The following is an 18,212-nucleotide window of genomic DNA, read 5'->3' as shown; positions in this document are numbered from 1 at the left end:
CGTGGCAGGATCTTCTCCGATCACCGCGGTACGAAGCGGCGCGGCCCAGAGCGGAGGAGACCCGGCCATGGACGAAACGGTGTCGGAGCCGGGAACCGATGGTCGCGGCGAGACCGAGAACCAGCGGATGGACCGGAACTGGAACGAACTGCTGCAGGAACTGCGGGTGACCCAGACCGGAACCCAGATCTTGTTCGGATTCCTGCTGGCGGTCGCGTTCCAGCCGCAGTTCGGCCGGCTGGACCAGTTCCAGTTGACCGTCTATCTGATCTTGGTGATTCTGGCCGCACTGACCACCGCGCTGGCCCTCGCCCCGGTCAGCCTGCACCGCGGACTGTTCCGCCGCGGGCTCAAGGCGGAAGTGGTCGGCATGGGCCACCTACTGGTCGTGCTCGCCTTGGTCGGGGTCGGCCTGACCCTGTCCGGAACCACGTTGTTGATCTTCGACGTCACGGTGGGCCGGCCGCAGTCCTGGATCGCCGGCGGCATCATGCTGATCCTGGCGGTCGGCATCGGAGTGCTGCCGCGCGCGCTCGCCCGGCGCTGACAGCCCGTTTGGGCCGGGCCGACGTCGGGTACCGACCGGGCGACAGCCCGAGCCGGAAGGAGGCCCGCATGACGACGGCAACGCGAGACGGATTCGGGCTCGGCTACCGGATCAGGTGGTGGATCGAGTACGGACTGCTGCACGTCCTGGGCCCGGCCCAGCTCGACGAGCGTCGGGATCCGCGGGCGAGGATGCGCCGGGATTACGCCCGCCGCAAGGCGGAACACGAACGACGGCAACGGAACTCGACCGACCGCCCGAATGCGGAGTGAGCGGGCCGTGGCGGGTTCCGTGATGATCATGCCCGGCCTCGCCGTGCGCGGGTACGCCCTCGACACGGCGGCCACGCTGGCGGGCGCCGGGCATCCCACCCGCCTGCTGGATCCGGTGACCTGGCGTTCGGTACCGGACCGGCTCACCGACTACGGCACCCGCGTCGCGGCCGAACTGGACCGCGACGGCGAGGACGTCGACCTGCTGGTCGGCCTCTCGATCGGCACCCAGGCGGCGGCCGTCGCGGCGGCAGCGACCCGCCGGGTGCGTCGGCTGCTGCTGATCAGCCCGACCGTCGACCCGGCGCTGCGCAGCCGCCGGCGGCTGTTCGGCAAATTCCTGTCCGGCGGTGAGCCGCGGGGTCCCGGCCTCGCCGAGCAGATCGCCGACTGGTCCCGCGCCGGCCCGGCCCGGATCGCGCACGGCTTCGACTCGTCGATCCCGCTCAAGCTGGAAGACCTGCTGCCGAGGATCGAGGTACCGACCATGATCGTCCACAGCGAGCACGACTCGCTCGGATCGCACGGCTACGCGGCCGCCCTGGCCGCCGACCACGGCGCGGAACTCCTGATCGTGCCGGGAGCCGGGCACTCCTGGCCGGCCGGCGACTCCGCCGCCTTCCTCCGGCTGGTGACGGAGCTGCTCCGATGAGCGACCTGGCACCGGACCGCAGCGCCGCCTCGTTCGACTCGGCGACCGCTCTGCAGGCCGCGCTCATCGCGGCTCTGAACGGCAGCGGCTTCGCCCACCTCGGCCAGCCCGCGCCGGCGGCCCGCGCCATCCGGGTGGCGGCCCGGCTCCCGTGGCCACTGCTGCGCCAGCTCTACAGCCGGCTCGGCGCCAGCGAGGGAGTCCGGCCCGATGATCTTGGCCGGGTCGACCTGGCCGGTGTCGCGGGGTGGCTGGGGGGGCGGTTGCCTCGGCGGCGGATGCCGGCGGTCATGATCGGATCCAGCAACGGTGCGCTCACGCAGCTGGCTGCGGCGCTGCAGGTGCCCTGGCTGCCCGGCACCGTCCTGGTTCCGGTCCGCCGGACCGGCGATCCGGACCGGCCGGACGACGCGCTCCGCTTCGGAGCACGGTTCGGTCCCGCACTGCTGGAACGGAATCCGGACATCGTGCTGCACCAGATGCATGATCAGGTTCAGGACGAGCTGATGGTCGCCGAGATGGCGTACTTCCGGGTGAAGTGGCAGCGGCTGCCGGAGGCGTACGCCCGCTACCTGACCGAGAACCTCGCCCCGGGTGCGCCGGTGATCATGATCGAGGACGGCTCGGAATGGCCGGTCACCCAGGTGGGGGAGCGGCACCTGTTCCAGGCCGGCGCCCAGGGCGGTCTCGACCCGGCCGGCTACCTGAGCCGGCGGCACACCCCGCGGCCGGACACCGTCGCGGCCGAGGCCGAGTGGGGCGCCGCACCGGCCCTGACCGATGCGGCGGCGGCCTGGTGCGCCGACCATGATCATCCGCTGGTCCGGATCCGCTACCCAGGCCCGCAGACGCCGGCGCACGCCGTCGCCACGATCTTCCGGGACTGGTACCGGCAGCGCGGCGAGCCCGCCGACCGGCTGGTGGTGCCCAGCTTCGTCATCGGCGATCCATGGCGCATGATCAACAGCGGCTCGGTGCCGTACTGGGCGTTCTTCTCGGTCCGGAGCGCCCTGGCCGCACTCGATGATCATCTGGGCCGGACAGATCCGTACCGGGAGGTGGCGGTGTTGCCGTTCCAGCACGGCGTCTGGTCGGCCGGGATCGCCACTCCGGAGGACTGGGTCCGGGTCGGCCGCGCGCACGGCACCGAGGTGACCTTCCCCGGCCTGCGCCACGAGGCCTTCCCGCACGACATCGGCTATCTCGCCCGCTACGGCGACGCCCTACGCCGGCTGCCGCCCGCGTCCGCACCGTGGCGTCCGCTGCCGGTCCGGCAGGCGCTGGCCGGCCTGCGCGACGACCCGGCGATGATCATTCAGCAGCCGCGCCGCCCGGCGGCAGATCGACCGGCGTCAGCAACCACCGGAAGCCGTACTTGACCGGCGACGACCAGTCCACGCTGTCCGGCCCGAAGTACTCCGCGACCAGGGCCTGCAGCCGCTCGGCGAACTCCGCGGCCCGTTCGGGCCGGAGCCGGGCGCCGTGCTCGGCACTGGCCCAGCGCGCCTCGGCGTCGAACATGCCGAACTCGAGATCGACCAGGGCCTGCCGATAGTCCTGAACCGATGCTCCGGGCAGTTCGGTGACCGGTCCGTCCGCGGTTGACCCGTGCTTGCCGACGGCCCGGGAGCCGGCGTCGCTACGGAGCCAGCCGTCCGGGCCCCGCTCGGCCAGCCCGATCCCGGCCAGTGCGTTGAGGTAGCGGGCGATTCGGGTGTCCGTCACCCCGAGGTCCTCGGCGAGATCGTCCAGGGTCCGGGGTCGGTCGAGGCCACCGAGGACGGCCTGGACCAGGCCGGAGCCGACCCAATCCGGACGGGACGCGGCGGCTTCGTCCGCGGGATGCGAGTCCATGGCGACGAGGGTAACGGCGGACGGTGTGGCAGACTGACCGTCGCGCTCGATCCTGCGGCGGGCGCCCAGTGGTGGGGCTCGCTGGACCGAACCGCGACGGTGTCGTCGACAACAGTCCCTATCTCGTGGCCGAGGAATCGGCCTGCCCGGAGATAGGAGCACCATGCACGAATTCGATCAGGATCAGGCGGCCGAGCCCGTCGACCCCGACCTCGGCCCGACCCCTCCGCCCGTGCTCTCGGTCGCCTTGGTCGCCCTCGGTGGCACCCTCGGGACCGCGGCCCGGGCGCTGATCGCGGCTGTGGTGCCGCACGCTGCCGGGATCCCGGTCGGCATCCTGGCGATCAATCTCGCCGGCGCCTACCTGCTCGGGCTGCTGCTCGGCGTGTTGCACCGGCTGGGGCCCGACGTCGGCCGGCGGCGGGCGGTGCGGCTGCTCTGTGGGACCGGGGTGCTGGGCGGCTTCACCACCTATAGCGCGCTGGCCACCGACGGGGGATTGTTGATCATGAGTGGTGACGTCCTGCCGGCCCTCGGCTACGCCGTGATCACCGTGCTGGCCGGTGCCCTGTGCAGCTGGGCCGGGTTGGCCAGCGGCGGCCTGGTCCGGGTGCCGGATCCGGACCCGGGGGAGTCCCGGTGACGCCCGGTCTGCTGCTCCTGGTCGCCCTCGCCGGCGGTGCGGGATCCGCCCTGCGCTACCTGGTCGACACCGCGATCCAGGCCAGGATCGACGGGCCGGGGTCGTACCCGGTGGGCACCACCGTGATCAACCTGACCGGGTCGCTGCTGCTCGGGCTGCTCACCGGGTACGCCGCCGCCCATGCCCCGGGCGCGCCCTGGCTGACCGTCGCGGGGACCGGTCTGCTCGGCGGCTACACCACCTTCAGCACGGCCAGCGTGGAGACCGTACGGCTGCTGCACCGGCGGCGGTACGGGGCCGCCTTGCTGAACGGTTTCGGCCTGCTGGTCGGCTGCCTGCTGGCGGCCTGCGCCGGCTTGATCATCGGCCACAGCGTCTAGCCATCGCCGAGCCCCCATGAGAGCTCGAGTTCCGTACCTCACAACATCTTGACCGGGCGGTCAATCAAGGATCTACACTGGGAGTGAAAGTGATCCGCCGGAGGTCGACGGATCTCCTCATCAGAAGGAGAGATCTCCCATGCGCAAGTGGAATCGATGGCAGGATTGGGCGGCCCTGGTGATCGGGGTCTACGCCTTCCTCTCGCCGATCTGGACACAGACCACGACCATGGCCACCACGGCCATGATCATCCTCGGGGTGCTGTTGGCGGCCAATGCCCTGTGGTCGCTGGCCATGCCGGGCGCCATCGCCTCGGAGTACGTGCACGCCGGGCTCGGACTGTTGATGTTCGTGTCCCCGTGGGTGCTCGGCTTCGCCGGGGTGACCGGAATGGCCTGGACGGCCTGGATCCTCGGCGTGCTCGCCCTGGCCACCGGGATCTGGGCGATCCCGTACAGCACCAGGGCCCACCACGACCGGACAGTGCCGCAGACCTGATCCGGGGCACCGAGCGGGAAAGGAGCAGGGTCGACTTGCGGGCCGGAACCCCCGGCCCGCAAGATCATTCCTACGAACCTGTCGCGGGAGGAGCCCAGCATGGAACCGGACCGGAACGGTGCCCGGGAACGCATCCTCGACGCGGCCGAGGAACTGTTCGCGGGCGGCGGCTTCGACGCGACGCCGACCGCCAAGATCGCCGGCGAGGCGGGCATCCCGAAGGGCCTGCTGTTCTACTACTTCCCGAAGAAGATCGACATCCTGACCACCCTGTTCGCCGAACGGATGCCGACGCAGCCGCTCTGCGACGCGGCCGAGGTGGCCCGGCCCGGTGACGTGGCCGGCTCCCTGCGGCGGCTGGCCGCGCGGCTCGACCTGGGCCGGCACGAGTCGGTGCTGCTGCGGACCGTGCTGATGCGGGAGATCGACACCCACCCGGAGATCCGGGGCCAGCTGCGCGGGCTCACCGACGGACTGATCCGGCTCACCGAGGCTGTCCTGGATGCCGCGGCTCCTGCTGCGCTGGCCGCGCGGCGGCGCCGGGACGCGGCCCGGACCTTCGTCTCGGTGATGCTGTTCGACGCGAACCACCGGCGGTTCGACGGCGGCCAGCCCGACCTCGCCCCGGCCGCGCGGGTCGTCGCGGCGAGCCTGACCGACTGAGCCGGCCGCTATCCTGCCCGGATGGCGAGCATCGTGGTGATCAACTTCATGTCGCTGGACGGGGTCGTCCAGGCTCCGCTGCGGGCCGACGAGGACACCGACGGCGGCTTCGCCCATGGCGGCTGGACCGATCCCTATCAGGACGAGACGGTCGGCGCGTTCATGGGCGGCGCGACGGCTCGGGCGGCCGGCCTGCTGCTCGGCCGGCGGACGTACGAGAACTTCGTCACCGACTGGATGCAGCCGGACGCGACGGATCCGGCGATCGTCGCGATGAACCGGATGCCGAAGTATCTGGTGTCGCGCACCCTGACGGATCCCGTGTGGCACAACACGATCCGGCTCGGGCCGGACCTGCCGGCGGAGGTGCGCCGGCTGCGTGCCGAGGCGGACGGGGAGATCGTGGTCTTCGGCAGCACCGAGCTGGTCCGGGCGCTGCACCGCGACGATCTGGTGGACGAGTACCGGCTGTTGATCTTCCCGGTGCTGCTCGGCGGCGGCAAGCGGATGTTCGACGAGGGCGCCGGCCTGGCGCGGTTCGAGCTTGCCGACAGCGTGATCAGCGACTCGGGCGTGACGATCAACTGCTACCGACGGGACCGATCCGACTCCCGGTGATGTGGGCATTCTCGTTGCCTATGACCTGGACCGGGGCCGGTTGTTGCCGCGCCCCGGGCGGTGGCCCATACTCAGACGGATCGTTCACCTGGACCGGAGGAGTTCCATGCGCAGCCGACTGACCGTCCTTGCCGCCACGGCGGCCGCGGCCCTCGTACTCGCCTCGTGCGGGACGACCGGGCAGACCGGTGGAGGCGGGAAGCTCACCGGCGAGGGCACCGGCGACAGCTGCACCATTGAGGGCCCGGTGAAGATCGGTGCCGCACTCAGCCTGACCGGCGGCGCCGCCAGCTACGGAGCCTCGCAGCAGAAGGGCCTCGAGCTCGCGGCCGAGCACCTGAAGCAGAAGGGCGGCGTCAATTACGAGCTCGCCGTCGAGGACGACGCGACCGATCCTCGGCAGGGGATCACGGTCTTCGAGAAGTTGATCGAGGACCAGGCCAGCGTGATCATCGGCCCGACGCTGTCCAACGGGGCGTTCCAGGCGCAGCCGATCGCGCAGGAGGAGAAGGTGCCGGTGCTGGCGATCTCCAACACGGCCGAGGGGATCACCGCGCAGGGCGACTACATCTTCCGCGACTCGCTGACCGAGGGTCAGGTGATTCCGCAGACGGTCACCACGGCTAAGGAGAAGTACGGGCTGAAGCGCGTGGTCGTGATGTACAGCAACGACGATGCGTTCACCGAGTCCGGCTACAAGGTGTTCGCCAGCTCGCTGGAGAAGGACGGCGTCGAGATCGCTGACACCCTGACGTTCTCCAAGGCGGACACGGACTTCCGGGCGCTGCTGACCGAGGCGAAGGGGCTCAACCCCGACGCGATCGTGGTGTCCGGCCTGATCGAGGCGGCCGTTCCGCTGGTCACCCAGGCCCGGGAACTTGGCCTCGAGGTGCCGATCATCGGCGGCAACGGCTTCAACAACCCGGCGCTGATGAAGCAGGCCGGCGAGGCCGCCGAGGGCGTCGTGGTCGGCGCGGCCTGGAACTCGGCGTCCGACAACCCGGAGAACACCGCGTTCCTGGAGGCCTACCAGGCCAAGAACCAGGCAGCCCCGGACCAGTTCGCCGCCCAGGCGTACGCCGGGATGATGATCATCGACGCCGCCGTACGGTCGGCCTGCAACGGGGAGCGGGACGCGATCAAGGCCGGCTTCGGCACGATCGACGACCTGCCCACCGTGCTCGGCGAGGTCACGCTGAACGATCAGCGCGACGTCGAGCACGAGGCCGTGGTGCAGGTCGTCAAGGGTGGCAAGTTCACCGTGCTCGAGTGACGCGCCGGCCATGCAGCAACTCCTCAACGGCCTGTTCATCGGCTCGATCTATGCGCTGTTCGCGATCGGGTTCACCCTGGTCTTCGGGATCCTGGACCGGCTGAACCTGGCCCACCCCGCGGTCTTCGCGGCGTCGGCGTTCGTCGGCATCGAATTGGTCGAACGCGGCGGGCTGTCGATCTGGCTGGCGTTGCCGCTGGTGTTCGTGATCGGCGGCATCCTCGGGTTGATCATCGAACGGGTGGCGTTCCGGCCGCTGAAGGACAGACCAGACGCCCACTTCGCCGGGCTGATCTCCTCGATCGCCCTGTCCGGCGTCTTCATCGCCCTGCTGCAGGCCAGGTACGGGCCGGACACCCGGCGCTTCCCGGCCGGGTCGTTCCCGGACACCCGGTTCGAGATCCTCGGTGCGCAGGTCACCCTGGTCCAGGTGGTGATCACCGCCGTCTCCGTACTGCTGATGGTCGGGTTGACCTGGCTGGTCTCCCGGTCCCGGCTGGGTCGGGGCATGCGGGCGGTCGCCGAGAATCCCACCGCGGCCCGGGTGCTCGGTCTCAACGTGGACCGGATCACCGCGATCACATTTGCGATCTCCTCGGCGCTCGGTGCCGTGGCCGGCGTGCTGTTCGCGATGAACGTCAACAGTGCGCAGCTCACCATGGGTACCGCGATCGAGCTGAAGGGACTGGCGGTGATCATCGTCGGCGGCATGGGCTCGCTGCCCGGCGCCCTGATCGGCGGGTTGATCCTCGGCCTGACCGAGGTCTTCGCGGTGCAGTACATCGGCTCGTCCTGGCGGGACCTGATCGCCTTCGGTCTGCTGTTCGTGATCTTGCTGGTACGGCCGCAGGGGCTGTTCGGCAAGCGTCGCGCCCGCGAGGTCTGACCGGCGCGATGATCACCGACTCGACACTGGTCTTCATCGCCCTCGGGGCGATCTTCGCGTTCTCGTTCTATGCGGTGCTGGTGGCCGGCCAGCTGTCCCTCGGGCAGGCCGGATTCGCCTCCCTGGCAGCGTTCACCGCGGCCGCGCTGACTCCGGACCCGGACCAGATCGGCGACCTGCCGGCGCTGCTGATCGCGATCGTGATCGGGATGGCTGTCGGGTCCGCGGCGGCGTTGTTGCTCGGCCTGCCGACCATGCACCTGCGTGGGGTGTTCCTGGCGATCGCCACCCTCGGGTTCGCCGAGGCGGTCCGGATCCTGATCTTGAACCAGTCCTGGACCGGCGGTGCGAACGGCATGAACGTGCCGAAGATCCTCACCCCGGGAATCGCCTGGGTGATCCTGATCGTGGTCGCCTACTGGTTCTGGCGGATGGCCCCGTCGCGGTACGGCCGCGCCCTGGTCGCGATCCGCGAGGACGAACTGGCGGCGCGGGCGATGGGCGTCGACGTCGGCCGGCACCGGCTGTCCGCCTTCGTCACCGCCGGTGCGGTGGCCGGCCTCTACGGCGTGCTGTGGGCCTTCTTCGTCCGGCTGATCGCCCCGGAGGACTTCAACTTCGCCGCCGCGATCGACGGCCTGGTCACCGCGGTGGTCGGCGGCTCGACCCTGTTCGTCGGACCGTTGCTGGGCAGCGGCTTCCAGACCCTGCTGCCGGAGGTGCAGCGCTGGCTCGGCATCGAGGCCGGCTGGATCCGGCCGTTCCTGTCCGGCCTGTTGCTGCTGGCGGTGATCATCTTCCTGCCCGGCGGCCTGGCCAGCCTGATCCCGCGCCGGGTCCGGATGCCGGCCGCGGCGGGGGAGGGCGATCCCGGCTTCGTCGGCCGGCGGCATCCCGAACGCGGTGACACAGTCGCGCAACTGACCGGCGTCGCCAAGGAGTACGGCGGCGTGCACGCGGTCCGCGGTGTCGACCTGGAACTGCACAGCGGCGACGTGCTCGGCCTGATCGGCCCGAACGGCGCCGGCAAGACCACCCTGGTGAATCTGATCACCGGGCTGGTGCCGCCGTCCAGCGGAACGATCACCGTGCTCGGGGTGGACGTCGCCCGAACTCCGGTGCACCGGGTGGCCGCGGCCGGCGTGAGCCGCACCTTCCAGCACTCCAAGCTCTTCGGGCGGATGACGGCGTTGGAGAACGTGCTGGTCGGCGCCCACCAGGTGACCCGGCCGACCTTCCTGCGCCGGCTGTTCTGGCTGCCCTCGGCGCGGCGGGACGAGCGGCGCGCACTGCTGCACGCGGCGTCCTGTCTGAACCGGGTCGGCCTGGCGGAGCAGGGGACGACCCGGGCGGCCGCGCTGTCGTACGGGGACCAGCGGCGACTCGAGATCGCCCGCGCGCTGGCCTCGGACCCGACCCTGTTGATCTTGGACGAGCCGGCTGCCGGGATGAACCACGTCGAGGCGGACGCGCTGTCGGAGTTGATCACCGCCCTGGCCTCGGACGGGCTGACCATCCTGTTGATCGAGCACAACGTGGGCATGGTGCTGCGGACCTGCGACCGGATCGTCGTCCTCAACTTCGGCGAGGTGCTGGCGACCGGAACCCCGGCGGAGGTCTCCGGCAACGCCGAGGTGGTCGAGGCCTACCTGGGCCGGCGAGACTCGGACGGGACGGATGATCATGGCTGACCTGATCCTCGAGGTCCGCGAGCTCACGGTCGGCTACGGCCGGGTCGAGGCCGTCCGGAACGTGTCCTTCAGCGTCGAGGAAGGCTCCCTGGTGACGCTGGTCGGGGCCAACGGTGCCGGCAAGTCGTCGATCATCAACGCGGTGTCCGGAGTGCTCCGGCCGCGGTCTGGCAAGATCAACTTCGCCGGCCGTGACATCACCAGGACGCCCGCGCACCGGCTGGTCGGCAGTGGCCTGGTCCAGGTGCCGGAGGGCCGGCAGATCCTGGCCACGTTGACCGTCGAGGAGAACCTGCAGCTGGGCGGCTGGCATCGAGGCCGTACGGCAGCGTCGTCGATCGGCGAGATGTACGGCCGGTTCCCGGTGCTGGCCGAGCGTCGGACGCTGCCCGCCGGAACCCTGTCCGGCGGCGAGCAGCAGATGCTGACCATCGCGCGGGCGCTGGTGGCCCGGCCGAAGCTGCTGTTGATGGACGAGCCGTCGATGGGCCTGGCGCCCAAGATCGTCGACGAGGTGTTCGACGTGATCCACGAGATCCGCGCCTCCGGCACCACCGTGCTGCTGGTCGAACAGAACGCCCGTCGCGCGCTGCGTGCGGCCGACCACGGGTATGTGCTGGCCTCGGGCGAGATCGTCGCCGAGGGGCCCGCCGTCGACCTGCTCGCGGACGACGCGGTGGTCCAGGCCTATCTGGGGATCGAGCGCCCGAACCTGGAGTGACTCAGCAGGTCACGACGTCAGGGTCGGCGACCGCGGTGACGACGTACCACTCCGCCGGCCGGCGCTGGGCGGGCTCGACGCGTTGGGCGGCGAGCTCCAGGGCCTGCCGTTGCTGCTCGTACGGGAGGCCGGGGCAGATGTTGTCGGCGAAGATCGGCACCTCGAGCCAGGCCCGGGTCAGGTCGGGCGGATCGTCGTAGGCGACGGTCTCGGCCGCCTGCTGCCGGAAGCCGGCCCCAGCGAGCTCGTCCCGGATCCCGTCCGGGCTGAACGGCTTCCGGCGGCGCGGCGCCGGCTGCGGCCGATAGCCGAACTCCTCGATCGCCACCTTCCGCATCAGGCGGGCCAGACTGGCGGTCTCGGGCGGCAACTCGGGCGGTTCCTGGCCGGGGACGCGGACGAACTGGGATCCGACGTTGAAGACAAACCGGCCGCCCGGCCGCAGCACCCGGCGTACCGCGGCGAAGGTCGCCGGCAACTCGGTCTGCCAGATCGCCGAGTTGCAGACGACCGCGTCCACAAGCGGTGCGGATTCGCCCCGGCACCGGTCCACCTCCTCGGCGGGGGACTGGATCCAGGTCACCCGCGGGTCGGCCGTCTCGGCCCGGGCGGCGTCGAGCATCGCCGGTGATCCGTCGACCGACCAGACCTCGGCCCGCTCCGGTAGCCGGGACAGCAGGACCCGCGTCGTGACTCCCGTACCGCAGCAGAGATCGAGCACTCCGTCGGCCTCGGTCACCTCGGCCCGTTCGACGACGTCGCGGCTCGTGTCCGCGTACATCGGGAAGCGCCGGGTGAACGCCGCGTAGGCCTCGGCGTTGGACACCTCGTTCCAGCGACTTGCTCTCATGGGATCACTCCTTGATCACGAGACCGGGTCTGCTCGGGGAAGCAGCCGCTGCCCCTCCTCGGTGACGAGCAGGACGTCTCCGTCCCGAAGCAAGATCAGCTTCCGGCCGGCGGCGCGGAGGTCGTTCGCCACGGCCGTGAGCACCTCCGACTCGGGATGCTCGGGGGAGTCGAGGTGCGGCACGACCGTCCCGTCGATGACGCCCAGCCCCTCCGTGATCGGCTCGGCTCCCGGCGCGACCTGGAGCAGATCGGCGATCGGATCACACTCCTCGAGCCCGGCCAGCGACCCACCCAGCACGCACACTCCCGCGCTGTAGCCGCCGACCACGTACCGGTCCGCCGCGAGCCCCTCGATCAGCACCCGCTCAAGCCCCGATTCCGCCAGCCGCTGGCGAAGCACGAAGACATTCCCGCCCCGCATCCACACCACACCAGCACTGTCCAAGGCCACCCGCAGCGCGTCCCCTCGCCCGTGGAAGTCACGCAGATCCACCTCAAACGGCTCGAGCCCAACCTCCCGCAGCAAAGCCAGTTCTTCGGCAACCCGCGATGCTCTGAGCACGGCTGGCAGGTGATCGATCGCGTTGGCGATGACGGCCGTACGCCGGCGGCCACCGGCGAGCTTGATCAAGACCGAGGAATGATCACCGACCCGAAACGACGACAGGTAAAGGCGCACACCCAGCAGCATCGCAGAGCCTCAGCCGGGTCTTGGTCGATTTCACGATTGCAGCCCAGGGACGCAACAACGCAGGAACCCAACCATCCAGGAACGCAGGGGGTTTGGGGGACTCGGTCCCCCAATTGAATCAACCGAACCGACCCAGCGAAGTAGCCCGACAGGGCAGCGAGCAGGGGTCGGCAGAGGTTCGGGTGGGCGATACTGGGTTCGAACCAGTGACCCCTTCGGTGTGAACGAAGTGCGCTACCACTGCGCCAATCGCCCGTTGCGCCCGAATCCAGCGGGTGGATTCCGGTCAACGCGGTGATCAGGATAGCGCATCGATCCCGGGAACGACGACTCGGTTGCTTGGTGCCACGCGGCGTCCCGGCGGAAATGCGGGCCGCTTTGTCGGAGGCCGGTGTTAGCGTCGGCCGGGTGATGCTGCGATGACGCGGCGCGGCTGGATCCTGTTCGCTGCGCTCAGCCTGTTCTGGGGGATTCCGTACCTGTTCATCCGGGTCGCGGTGGCCGAGATCGATCCGCTGCTGCTCGCGTTCGGGCGGACGTTCCTCGGCGCGCTGCTGTTGCTGCCGTTCGCCCTACGACAGGGGGCGCTGCGGCCATTGCTGAAGCACTGGCGCTGGATCCTGCTGCTCACGGTGGTCGAGATCGTCGTGCCGTGGTTCATGCTCGGCACCGCGGAGACCAGACTGAACAGTTCGACGACCGGGCTGTTCATCGCGGTGGTTCCGCTGATCGCGGCGATCCTGCTCCGTATCCTCGGCCATGATCATTTCGACGCCCGCCGGATCGCCGGGCTGCTGCTCGGATTCGCCGGCGCGGCCGTGCTGGTCGGCCTCGACGTGCACATCGACGACCTGCTCGCCGTCGGTGCGCTGGGGCTGGTGACCATCGGGTACGCGATCGGTCCGATCATCATCAGCCGCAAGCTCGATGGGCTGCCGCCGCTCGGCGTGATCACGGCGTCGCTTTCCCTGGCTGCCTTGGTGTACGCGCCGTTCACGCCATTGGTCTGGCCGGACCGGATGGTGTCCGCGCAGGCGATCGTCTCGGTCGTCGTGCTGGCCGTCGTCTGCACGGCCGGCGCGTTCCTGGTGATGTTCGCGTTGATCAAGGAGGTCGGACCGAGCCGGATGACGTTCATCACCTACATCAACCCGGCGATCGCCATCGTCCTCGGCGCGGTGGTCCTGAGTGAGCCGCTGACGATCGGGCTGGCGATCGGCTTCCCGTTGGTGATCATCGGCTCGATCCTCGGCACCTGGAAATCCAAGCCGCCACCGCCCGAGGCCGCGGTCACCGGGCCGGAGCTGACCGAGGAGCGGGGTTCTTAGGGCTCCAGGTCGGCGGCCGAGCGTTCGGCGAAGATCTGGGCCAGTTCGGCGGACCGGGTGGTCGGATACTCCTGGTCGTCCCAGCGGTGCACGCCCTGGACGTCCCGCAGCGACGATGTGATGAACACCTCATCGGCGGCCCGGGCCTCGGCCTCGGTCAGGTCGGCTTCCCGTACGCCGCACCACTCGATCACCAGGCTACGGGTGATTCCGGCCAGCGGACCGGCCTCCAGGGTCGGTGTCACGAGGTCGTCGCCGAACACGAAGAAGATGTTCGAACCGGTGCCCTCGCAGACGTGACCGGCATTGTTGATCAAGATCGCCTCGGTCCCGCCACGCTCCGCAGCGAAGGCCAGCGCCCGTACGTTCTCGGCATACGAGATCGACTTCACACCGGCCAGCGCGCCCCGTTCGTTGCGGGTCCAGGGAGCGGTGACGATCGCCGTGGTCGGCTCCATCGGCTCGACCGAATCGGCCGCGACAACCAGCGTCGGCGGACCGAACGGGGCCTGCGATCCGAGCGGCCCGCGGCCGCCCGTGTAGGTGATCCTGATCTTGCCGAGCCCGTACGTCCGGTCGGCCAGCACAGCGTCGATCGCCTCCCGTGCCTGGTCATGATCGGGATCGGGCAGGGCGAGCAGGCGGGCGGAGCGGGTCAGTCGGTCCAGATGGCGGCCGACGGTGAACGGCCCGTCGGGCAGCACCTTGAGGGTTTCGAAGACGCCGTCGCCGACCACCAGACCGTGGTCCGCAGCCCCGATCGTCGCCGCAGCCGGGTCGTCGTAGAGGGTCCCGTTGACCCAGATCCGCAGGTCGCCGGAGGCCGCTGCCGTTGCTGAGGGGCCGGCGCTCGTGGTCGTCATGCGGCCACGATAGTGCCCCGGAAACGACACCGGTGGAACCCAGTTGGACTCGCGCCTGCGGCTAGGCTAAAGTTCCTGAACGCACCGCCCCTCCGGGAGCGGCGCGCGGACGTGGCTCAGGGGTAGAGCATCACCTTGCCAAGGTGAGGGTCGCGGGTTCGAATCCCGTCGTCCGCTCGGAGCGGGTCTCGCTGTCAAAGGTGGGGTTTCGCAACGCTCCTCGGTGGAGTGGCCGAGAGGCGAGGCAACGGACTGCAAATCCGTGTACACGGGTTCGAATCCCGTCTCCACCTCGGGCGATTGGCGCAGCGGTAGCGCGCTTCCCTGACACGGAAGAGGTCACTGGTTCGAACCCAGTATCGCCCACCCTAGTAAAACGGCAATTCGCCCCGGACCACAGCAGGCCCGGGGCGAAGAGTCCGACAAATGTCCGACATACAGCCTCTAATCGCTCACCTTGAAGCGCTCATCGAACGCCAACGCTCCGGTCTGAACCACCGGCCGGAGCTGGTGCCGATAGATGACCTCGGTGACCTTGCTGCCGCAAGCGTGACCAACCAACATCGCGATCTTGTCCGCGTCCAGGTTGGACCGTCGAGCAGGCGATCGACTGCCACCACAACGACACCGAACGCGAACGGCACTTCGGCAAGAACGCATAGCTGTCCCGCAAGGGCGCCATCAACGCCGCAGAGGGCGCGTGGGTCCTGATTCCCGGATCGATGGGCACACGCTCGTACGTCGTGCAGGGCAAGGACAAACCGGTCGCCCTGAACAGTGCACCGCACGGCGCCAGCCGGAACTACTCGCGCTCGGCCGCCCGCACGGCGTTCACCCCGGACGACCTGCGGGCCGCGATGGCAGGCATCGAGTACGCCGACACTGCCGCGTCATCGGCCGCGTACAAGGACATCGACCAGGTGATGGCGACGCGGTCGACCTCGTCGAAGTTCGGTACGAGTTGCGGCAGATCGTCAACGTCAAGGGCAACTGACCGAGGGGCATGATCACGCCGGCGATGTCCGAGCGGACGTCGGCGTGATCATGTTCCCGCGCGGCCATGATCACAGCGGTCGGCCGGGCGAACGTCGGAGCAATCATGTATTGACGTCCTCGTCGGCGTACGAACGCGCCCACAGGCGACCCGCTGCAAGTAGCGGCGGGGAAGTGCGCCCGAGACCGTTCGGACCGTTGTGGCGCTCGGGCTTCGCGCTATCTCCTGGCAGGTAACGGGTCGTCACTTCTCTGGATCCGGGGGGCGACTCCCTACGGCTGTGCCGGTCCAACCGAACCTTCCGGATCCCCGGCCGATCGATGGAAGTCGCTCATCTGGCGTGAGTTCCCGGCTGACGAAGTCGATGAACTCCGATCGGCCGGCATGGATCTTGGCCTTCACAGAAGTTGAGCCAGCAGTCTCTGGCTCAACGAGCTGCGATAGCCGAGCCTCCTGACTCCGCATGATGTCGCGGACGGCTTGACCGAACAGGACTTCAACGTCGATTCCCGCTCTCCGGATTGCGAGCATCTTGGCATCAAGGGCGCGCGAGTCCTCGTCTGACCAGTTGTGCCCATAGCGACCAGCGATCCGGTACAAGTCGTCCCAAGCGGCGAGGTAGGCGGACGCCGCGTCGTACCGCGCCTTGAACCGATTCTCGGCCTTCGCGTGCTGCAGATCGGCGCGGTGCTTCCGGTATTCCGCTCGGATGCCGAGCAGCGTCGCGAGCACAGCTGTGGCGCCACCGATAAACGCACCTATGAGCGCCGGCAGTGCATCGGTCAGCGATTCCATGATCAGGACTCAGCCGATCCACCTGTTGACGACTGGTCCTGCCACCCGCAGTCCTCGCATTGCCGGAACCGCACCGAACCCAGCGTCTCCACCGATGTGGTTCGGTCGTGCGGACACACTTCCCAGTCCTGCTCCCACTCTCGGCCGGCGGGCGACTGGTCACTCGTTGCAGGCCCGGCTTGCCGCACGCAATCAGTCCCCAGCGCCTCGGCAGCACGGCGCCGGAGTCGGCCCGGTGAGTCGGCATAGACGGTGACCTGCGACAGTCCGGCCATCAATCGCTCCGGGCGGATCGGTTGATGAACTCGGACAGGTCGACCCGCGGTTCGTCGGCCCGTTCCTTGATCGCGGACACGTCCTCGAGATCCTCGATCGGTACGCGGATCTCCTCCCACCACCGGCCGGCCGACAAGAGCACGGCGGCCGGACGGCCGCGCTTGAGCAGGGTCACCTCCTCGTCGTCGGACATGGCGAAGAGTTCGGGCAGCTTGGCCTTGGCCTCGCTGATCGGAATGATCATCGTCCCTTCTCCTTCCACTTCTGCTTAAGCCGGTCGTACACGGCGCGGCGGTGTGCGACCTCCACGATCCAGATCTGTCGGTCGGCACGAGCGTCATCATTCGGCCAGTCCGATTTCAGGTCTGTCCGAGCGTCTTCGACTGTGCCACCCCTCAGGACGGAATCCACTGTCTGAAGAACACGGGCTTTGAATTGCTGGAGTCGCGCACCGCCCATCGTGGCACGCGGTGGCTGATCCGTCCTGATTCACGACGCGCTAGCTCGGATCTGGGCGGAACTGGCGGAGTTGGCGGAACTGGCGGCGCTCGGTGGCTGGAGCATGGGGGGCACATGCTCCAGCCCTCCTCGCACTCACAGATTCGAACGATTCCCGACTATTGCTGGAAATCGTGCCTAGGATTCCGGGCGTGCCTACTCTCGGTCCGACTACAGATGCGTACGCCGACGGCCTGTTTCTTGATCAGATGGACCAGTTGGCGCGACTCAGCAGCCTCCGGGCCACCGATTACGAGGCCATGCTCACCGCAGCCGTGCTGCGGCAACTCCTCGTCGACGGGAACGCCCTCGCGCTGCTCATCAACCGGCGCTTCAGGATGTCGCTGGTCTTCAATGTGAGCACGCTTCAGGTCAGAGTGGAGTGCGAACCGACAAGCGTTCTCATGCAAGGGCCATGGCTTGACCAGCGGCTCGCTGAACTGCAGTTCGTGTTCACCGACCGATTCGCTCCCGACGCCGCCAAGCAGTTCGACAGCATCGAACGCAGGAAGCTTGCTGGGGTGGCGTTTGAAGGGCGGGACGACTTTCTCGCTCACGCAGTTGCCCATGGCGATGGCCAGCCACGGGAGACTGCCTCGGTGAAGGACCTGATCAAGTTCTATGCAATCCAGATGGGTGCTGTTCACTACGGGCCAAAGGACGATGGTTCTCTCCTTAGCCGCATCGCCGGAAGCGCCGAGCCGTTCCTCCGCCAGACGCTCACGGCGGTTGGCCGGGTGGCCCACCGTGCACTGCTTCCTATGGCTGACGCGATCATCCTCGCGAGCAAGGACCATCCGTTTGGGCTGGTCATACCGAATCCCGCATCTGGCGCGAGTTTGGCCGAGTAGCTGTCCCTCCGGTCCGAAACTGTCCAACATTCGCATCGGACAACCGTGGACGATCCCGGTCACGGACGGTCGTCCGATTCGGTCTCCATGGCAAACCAAACGGGGTTGAAAGTCCCTGACACGGAAGAGGTCACTGGTTCGAACCCAGCATCGCCCACTCCCTCTACCGACCCTGCTCGTCGCCTGGTGGTGGCTTCGCGGGGGGGGGGGTGTCCCTATGTCTTGTGTCAAGCAGCTCGGGCTGTCCGCGGTTGGTAGGGGGTTCCGGTTTTGAGCATGGTGTGGAGGACGTCGCAGCGTCGTCGGGCGAGGCAGATGAGGGCGGCGTTGTGCTTCTTGCCCTCGGCTCGTTTCCGGTCGTAGTA

At 68.9% G+C, this 18,212-nt stretch carries 22 protein-coding genes, 4 tRNA genes and 1 pseudogene; 19 read left to right on the top strand and 8 right to left on the bottom strand.

The genetic code is table 11. The annotated features are described in order from the left end of the window. Positions 1-67 precede the first annotated feature (67 nt). The 4 genes from ACFQU4_RS25775 (at position 68) to ACFQU4_RS25760 (ending at position 2,850) form a co-directional block, all read left to right on the top strand. Complete coding sequence (locus ACFQU4_RS25775) at positions 68-547, top strand: DUF6328 family protein (protein WP_377497510.1); 480 nt, start codon at positions 68-70, stop codon at positions 545-547. Between the two features lie 68 nt (positions 548-615). After that, entirely contained in the window at positions 616-819 is a 204-nt protein-coding gene (locus ACFQU4_RS25770; RefSeq protein ID WP_377497508.1) for a hypothetical protein, read from the top strand. Between the two features lie 7 nt (positions 820-826). Further along, positions 827-1,471: an alpha/beta fold hydrolase gene (locus ACFQU4_RS25765; protein WP_377497506.1), complete on the top strand. Its 645-nt coding sequence runs from the start codon at positions 827-829 to the stop codon at positions 1,469-1,471. Beyond that, positions 1,468-2,850: a hypothetical protein gene (locus tag ACFQU4_RS25760; protein ID WP_377497504.1), complete on the top strand. Its 1,383-nt coding sequence runs from the start codon at positions 1,468-1,470 to the stop codon at positions 2,848-2,850. The genes ACFQU4_RS25765 and ACFQU4_RS25760 overlap by 4 nt, the downstream gene beginning before the upstream one ends. Here the strand turns inward: ACFQU4_RS25760 and ACFQU4_RS25755 are convergent. Further along, positions 2,783-3,325, bottom strand: a complete 543-nt coding sequence (locus tag ACFQU4_RS25755; protein WP_377497502.1) for a hypothetical protein — start codon at positions 3,323-3,325, stop codon at positions 2,783-2,785. The two genes, ACFQU4_RS25760 and ACFQU4_RS25755, sit on opposite strands and share 68 nt — an antisense overlap. Positions 3,326-3,488: 163 nt before the next feature. Between ACFQU4_RS25755 and ACFQU4_RS25750 the strand changes: the two genes are divergently transcribed. The 9 genes from ACFQU4_RS25750 (at position 3,489) to ACFQU4_RS25710 (ending at position 10,699) form a co-directional block, all read left to right on the top strand. Continuing rightward, positions 3,489-3,968 carry a fluoride efflux transporter FluC gene (locus tag ACFQU4_RS25750; RefSeq protein WP_377497500.1) on the top strand — a complete coding sequence of 160 codons (480 nt, stop codon included), beginning with the start codon at positions 3,489-3,491 and terminating at the stop codon, positions 3,966-3,968. Continuing rightward, on the top strand, positions 3,965-4,348 hold the full coding sequence (gene crcB, locus ACFQU4_RS25745) for a fluoride efflux transporter CrcB (protein WP_377497498.1): 384 nt from the start codon (positions 3,965-3,967) through the stop codon (positions 4,346-4,348). The genes ACFQU4_RS25750 and crcB overlap by 4 nt, the downstream gene beginning before the upstream one ends. 139 nt (positions 4,349-4,487) lie before the next feature. Further along, positions 4,488-4,847 carry an SPW repeat protein gene (locus ACFQU4_RS25740; RefSeq protein WP_377497496.1) on the top strand — a complete coding sequence of 120 codons (360 nt, stop codon included), beginning with the start codon at positions 4,488-4,490 and terminating at the stop codon, positions 4,845-4,847. A gap of 99 nt (positions 4,848-4,946) precedes the next feature. Further along, complete coding sequence (locus ACFQU4_RS25735) at positions 4,947-5,510, top strand: TetR/AcrR family transcriptional regulator (protein ID WP_377497494.1); 564 nt, start codon at positions 4,947-4,949, stop codon at positions 5,508-5,510. Positions 5,511-5,531: 21 nt separating this feature from the next. Continuing rightward, complete coding sequence (locus tag ACFQU4_RS25730) at positions 5,532-6,128, top strand: dihydrofolate reductase family protein (protein WP_377497492.1); 597 nt, start codon at positions 5,532-5,534, stop codon at positions 6,126-6,128. Positions 6,129-6,234: 106 nt separating this feature from the next. After that, positions 6,235-7,401 carry an ABC transporter substrate-binding protein gene (locus ACFQU4_RS25725; RefSeq protein ID WP_377497489.1) on the top strand — a complete coding sequence of 389 codons (1,167 nt, stop codon included), beginning with the start codon at positions 6,235-6,237 and terminating at the stop codon, positions 7,399-7,401. Between the two features lie 10 nt (positions 7,402-7,411). Continuing rightward, a complete protein-coding gene (locus ACFQU4_RS25720; RefSeq protein ID WP_377497487.1) occupies positions 7,412-8,287 on the top strand; it encodes a branched-chain amino acid ABC transporter permease in 876 nt (291 codons plus the stop codon). Between the two features lie 8 nt (positions 8,288-8,295). Beyond that, the gene (locus ACFQU4_RS25715) at positions 8,296-9,978 is read left to right on the top strand and encodes an ATP-binding cassette domain-containing protein (RefSeq protein WP_377497485.1); all 1,683 of its coding nucleotides are present in this window, start codon (positions 8,296-8,298) and stop codon (positions 9,976-9,978) included. Then, on the top strand, positions 9,971-10,699 hold the full coding sequence (locus tag ACFQU4_RS25710) for an ABC transporter ATP-binding protein (RefSeq protein ID WP_377497956.1): 729 nt from the start codon (positions 9,971-9,973) through the stop codon (positions 10,697-10,699). The genes ACFQU4_RS25715 and ACFQU4_RS25710 overlap by 8 nt, the downstream gene beginning before the upstream one ends. 1 nt (position 10,700) lies before the next feature. Here the strand turns inward: ACFQU4_RS25710 and ACFQU4_RS25705 are convergent, their stop codons facing one another. From ACFQU4_RS25705 to ACFQU4_RS25695, 3 genes are all read right to left on the bottom strand, one after another. Beyond that, on the bottom strand, positions 10,701-11,549 hold the full coding sequence (locus tag ACFQU4_RS25705) for a class I SAM-dependent methyltransferase (protein ID WP_377497483.1): 849 nt from the start codon (positions 11,547-11,549) through the stop codon (positions 10,701-10,703). A gap of 15 nt (positions 11,550-11,564) precedes the next feature. Then, on the bottom strand, positions 11,565-12,242 hold the full coding sequence (locus tag ACFQU4_RS25700; RefSeq protein WP_377497481.1) for a Type 1 glutamine amidotransferase-like domain-containing protein: 678 nt from the start codon (positions 12,240-12,242) through the stop codon (positions 11,565-11,567). Positions 12,243-12,425: 183 nt separating this feature from the next. Next, a tRNA-Val gene (locus ACFQU4_RS25695) sits at positions 12,426-12,497 on the bottom strand. Between the two features lie 164 nt (positions 12,498-12,661). On the opposite strand from ACFQU4_RS25695, the gene ACFQU4_RS25690 reads away from it, so the two are divergent. Next, positions 12,662-13,570: a DMT family transporter gene (locus ACFQU4_RS25690; protein WP_377497479.1), complete on the top strand. Its 909-nt coding sequence runs from the start codon at positions 12,662-12,664 to the stop codon at positions 13,568-13,570. Here the strand turns inward: ACFQU4_RS25690 and ACFQU4_RS25685 are convergent. Further along, the gene (locus ACFQU4_RS25685) at positions 13,567-14,433 is read right to left on the bottom strand and encodes an aminotransferase class IV (protein ID WP_377497477.1); all 867 of its coding nucleotides are present in this window, start codon (positions 14,431-14,433) and stop codon (positions 13,567-13,569) included. The genes ACFQU4_RS25690 and ACFQU4_RS25685 overlap by 4 nt on opposite strands. Positions 14,434-14,538: 105 nt before the next feature. Between ACFQU4_RS25685 and ACFQU4_RS25680 the strand changes: the two genes are divergently transcribed. The 4 genes from ACFQU4_RS25680 to ACFQU4_RS25665 all read left to right on the top strand — a co-directional run bounded on the left by ACFQU4_RS25680 (position 14,539) and on the right by ACFQU4_RS25665 (position 15,440). Further along, positions 14,539-14,610 (top strand) — tRNA-Gly (locus ACFQU4_RS25680). Between the two features lie 45 nt (positions 14,611-14,655). After that, positions 14,656-14,726, top strand: a tRNA-Cys gene (locus ACFQU4_RS25675). Between the two features lies 1 nt (position 14,727). Then, positions 14,728-14,799: transfer RNA gene (locus tag ACFQU4_RS25670), tRNA-Val, on the top strand. Positions 14,800-15,155: 356 nt separating this feature from the next. Next, positions 15,156-15,440, top strand: a complete 285-nt coding sequence (locus ACFQU4_RS25665) for an RtcB family protein (protein ID WP_377497475.1) — start codon at positions 15,156-15,158, stop codon at positions 15,438-15,440. A gap of 230 nt (positions 15,441-15,670) precedes the next feature. Here the strand turns inward: ACFQU4_RS25665 and ACFQU4_RS25660 are convergent, their stop codons facing one another. Together ACFQU4_RS25660 and ACFQU4_RS25655 are read right to left on the bottom strand one after the other, a co-directional pair. Continuing rightward, on the bottom strand, positions 15,671-16,222 hold the full coding sequence (locus ACFQU4_RS25660; RefSeq protein ID WP_377497473.1) for a hypothetical protein: 552 nt from the start codon (positions 16,220-16,222) through the stop codon (positions 15,671-15,673). 274 nt (positions 16,223-16,496) lie between these two features. After that, positions 16,497-16,742 (bottom strand): type II toxin-antitoxin system Phd/YefM family antitoxin, encoded by a 246-nt coding sequence (locus ACFQU4_RS25655; protein WP_377497471.1) that lies wholly within the window; start codon positions 16,740-16,742, stop codon positions 16,497-16,499. A gap of 463 nt (positions 16,743-17,205) precedes the next feature. Here ACFQU4_RS25655 and ACFQU4_RS25650 point away from each other — a divergent pair, with 463 nt between their 5' ends. Then, positions 17,206-17,847, top strand: a complete 642-nt coding sequence (locus ACFQU4_RS25650; RefSeq protein ID WP_377497469.1) for a hypothetical protein — start codon at positions 17,206-17,208, stop codon at positions 17,845-17,847. A 227-nt stretch (positions 17,848-18,074) separates the two neighbouring features. Here ACFQU4_RS25650 and ACFQU4_RS25645 read toward each other — a convergent pair. Then, positions 18,075-18,212, bottom strand: a pseudogene (locus ACFQU4_RS25645) (IS110 family transposase); the annotation flags it as partial.

It is taken from the genome of Microlunatus sp. GCM10028923 (assembly GCF_042666975.1).
Taxonomy (GTDB): Bacteria; Actinomycetota; Actinomycetes; order Propionibacteriales; family Propionibacteriaceae; genus Microlunatus.
This window is presented reverse-complemented; position numbering and strand designations above follow the sequence as displayed.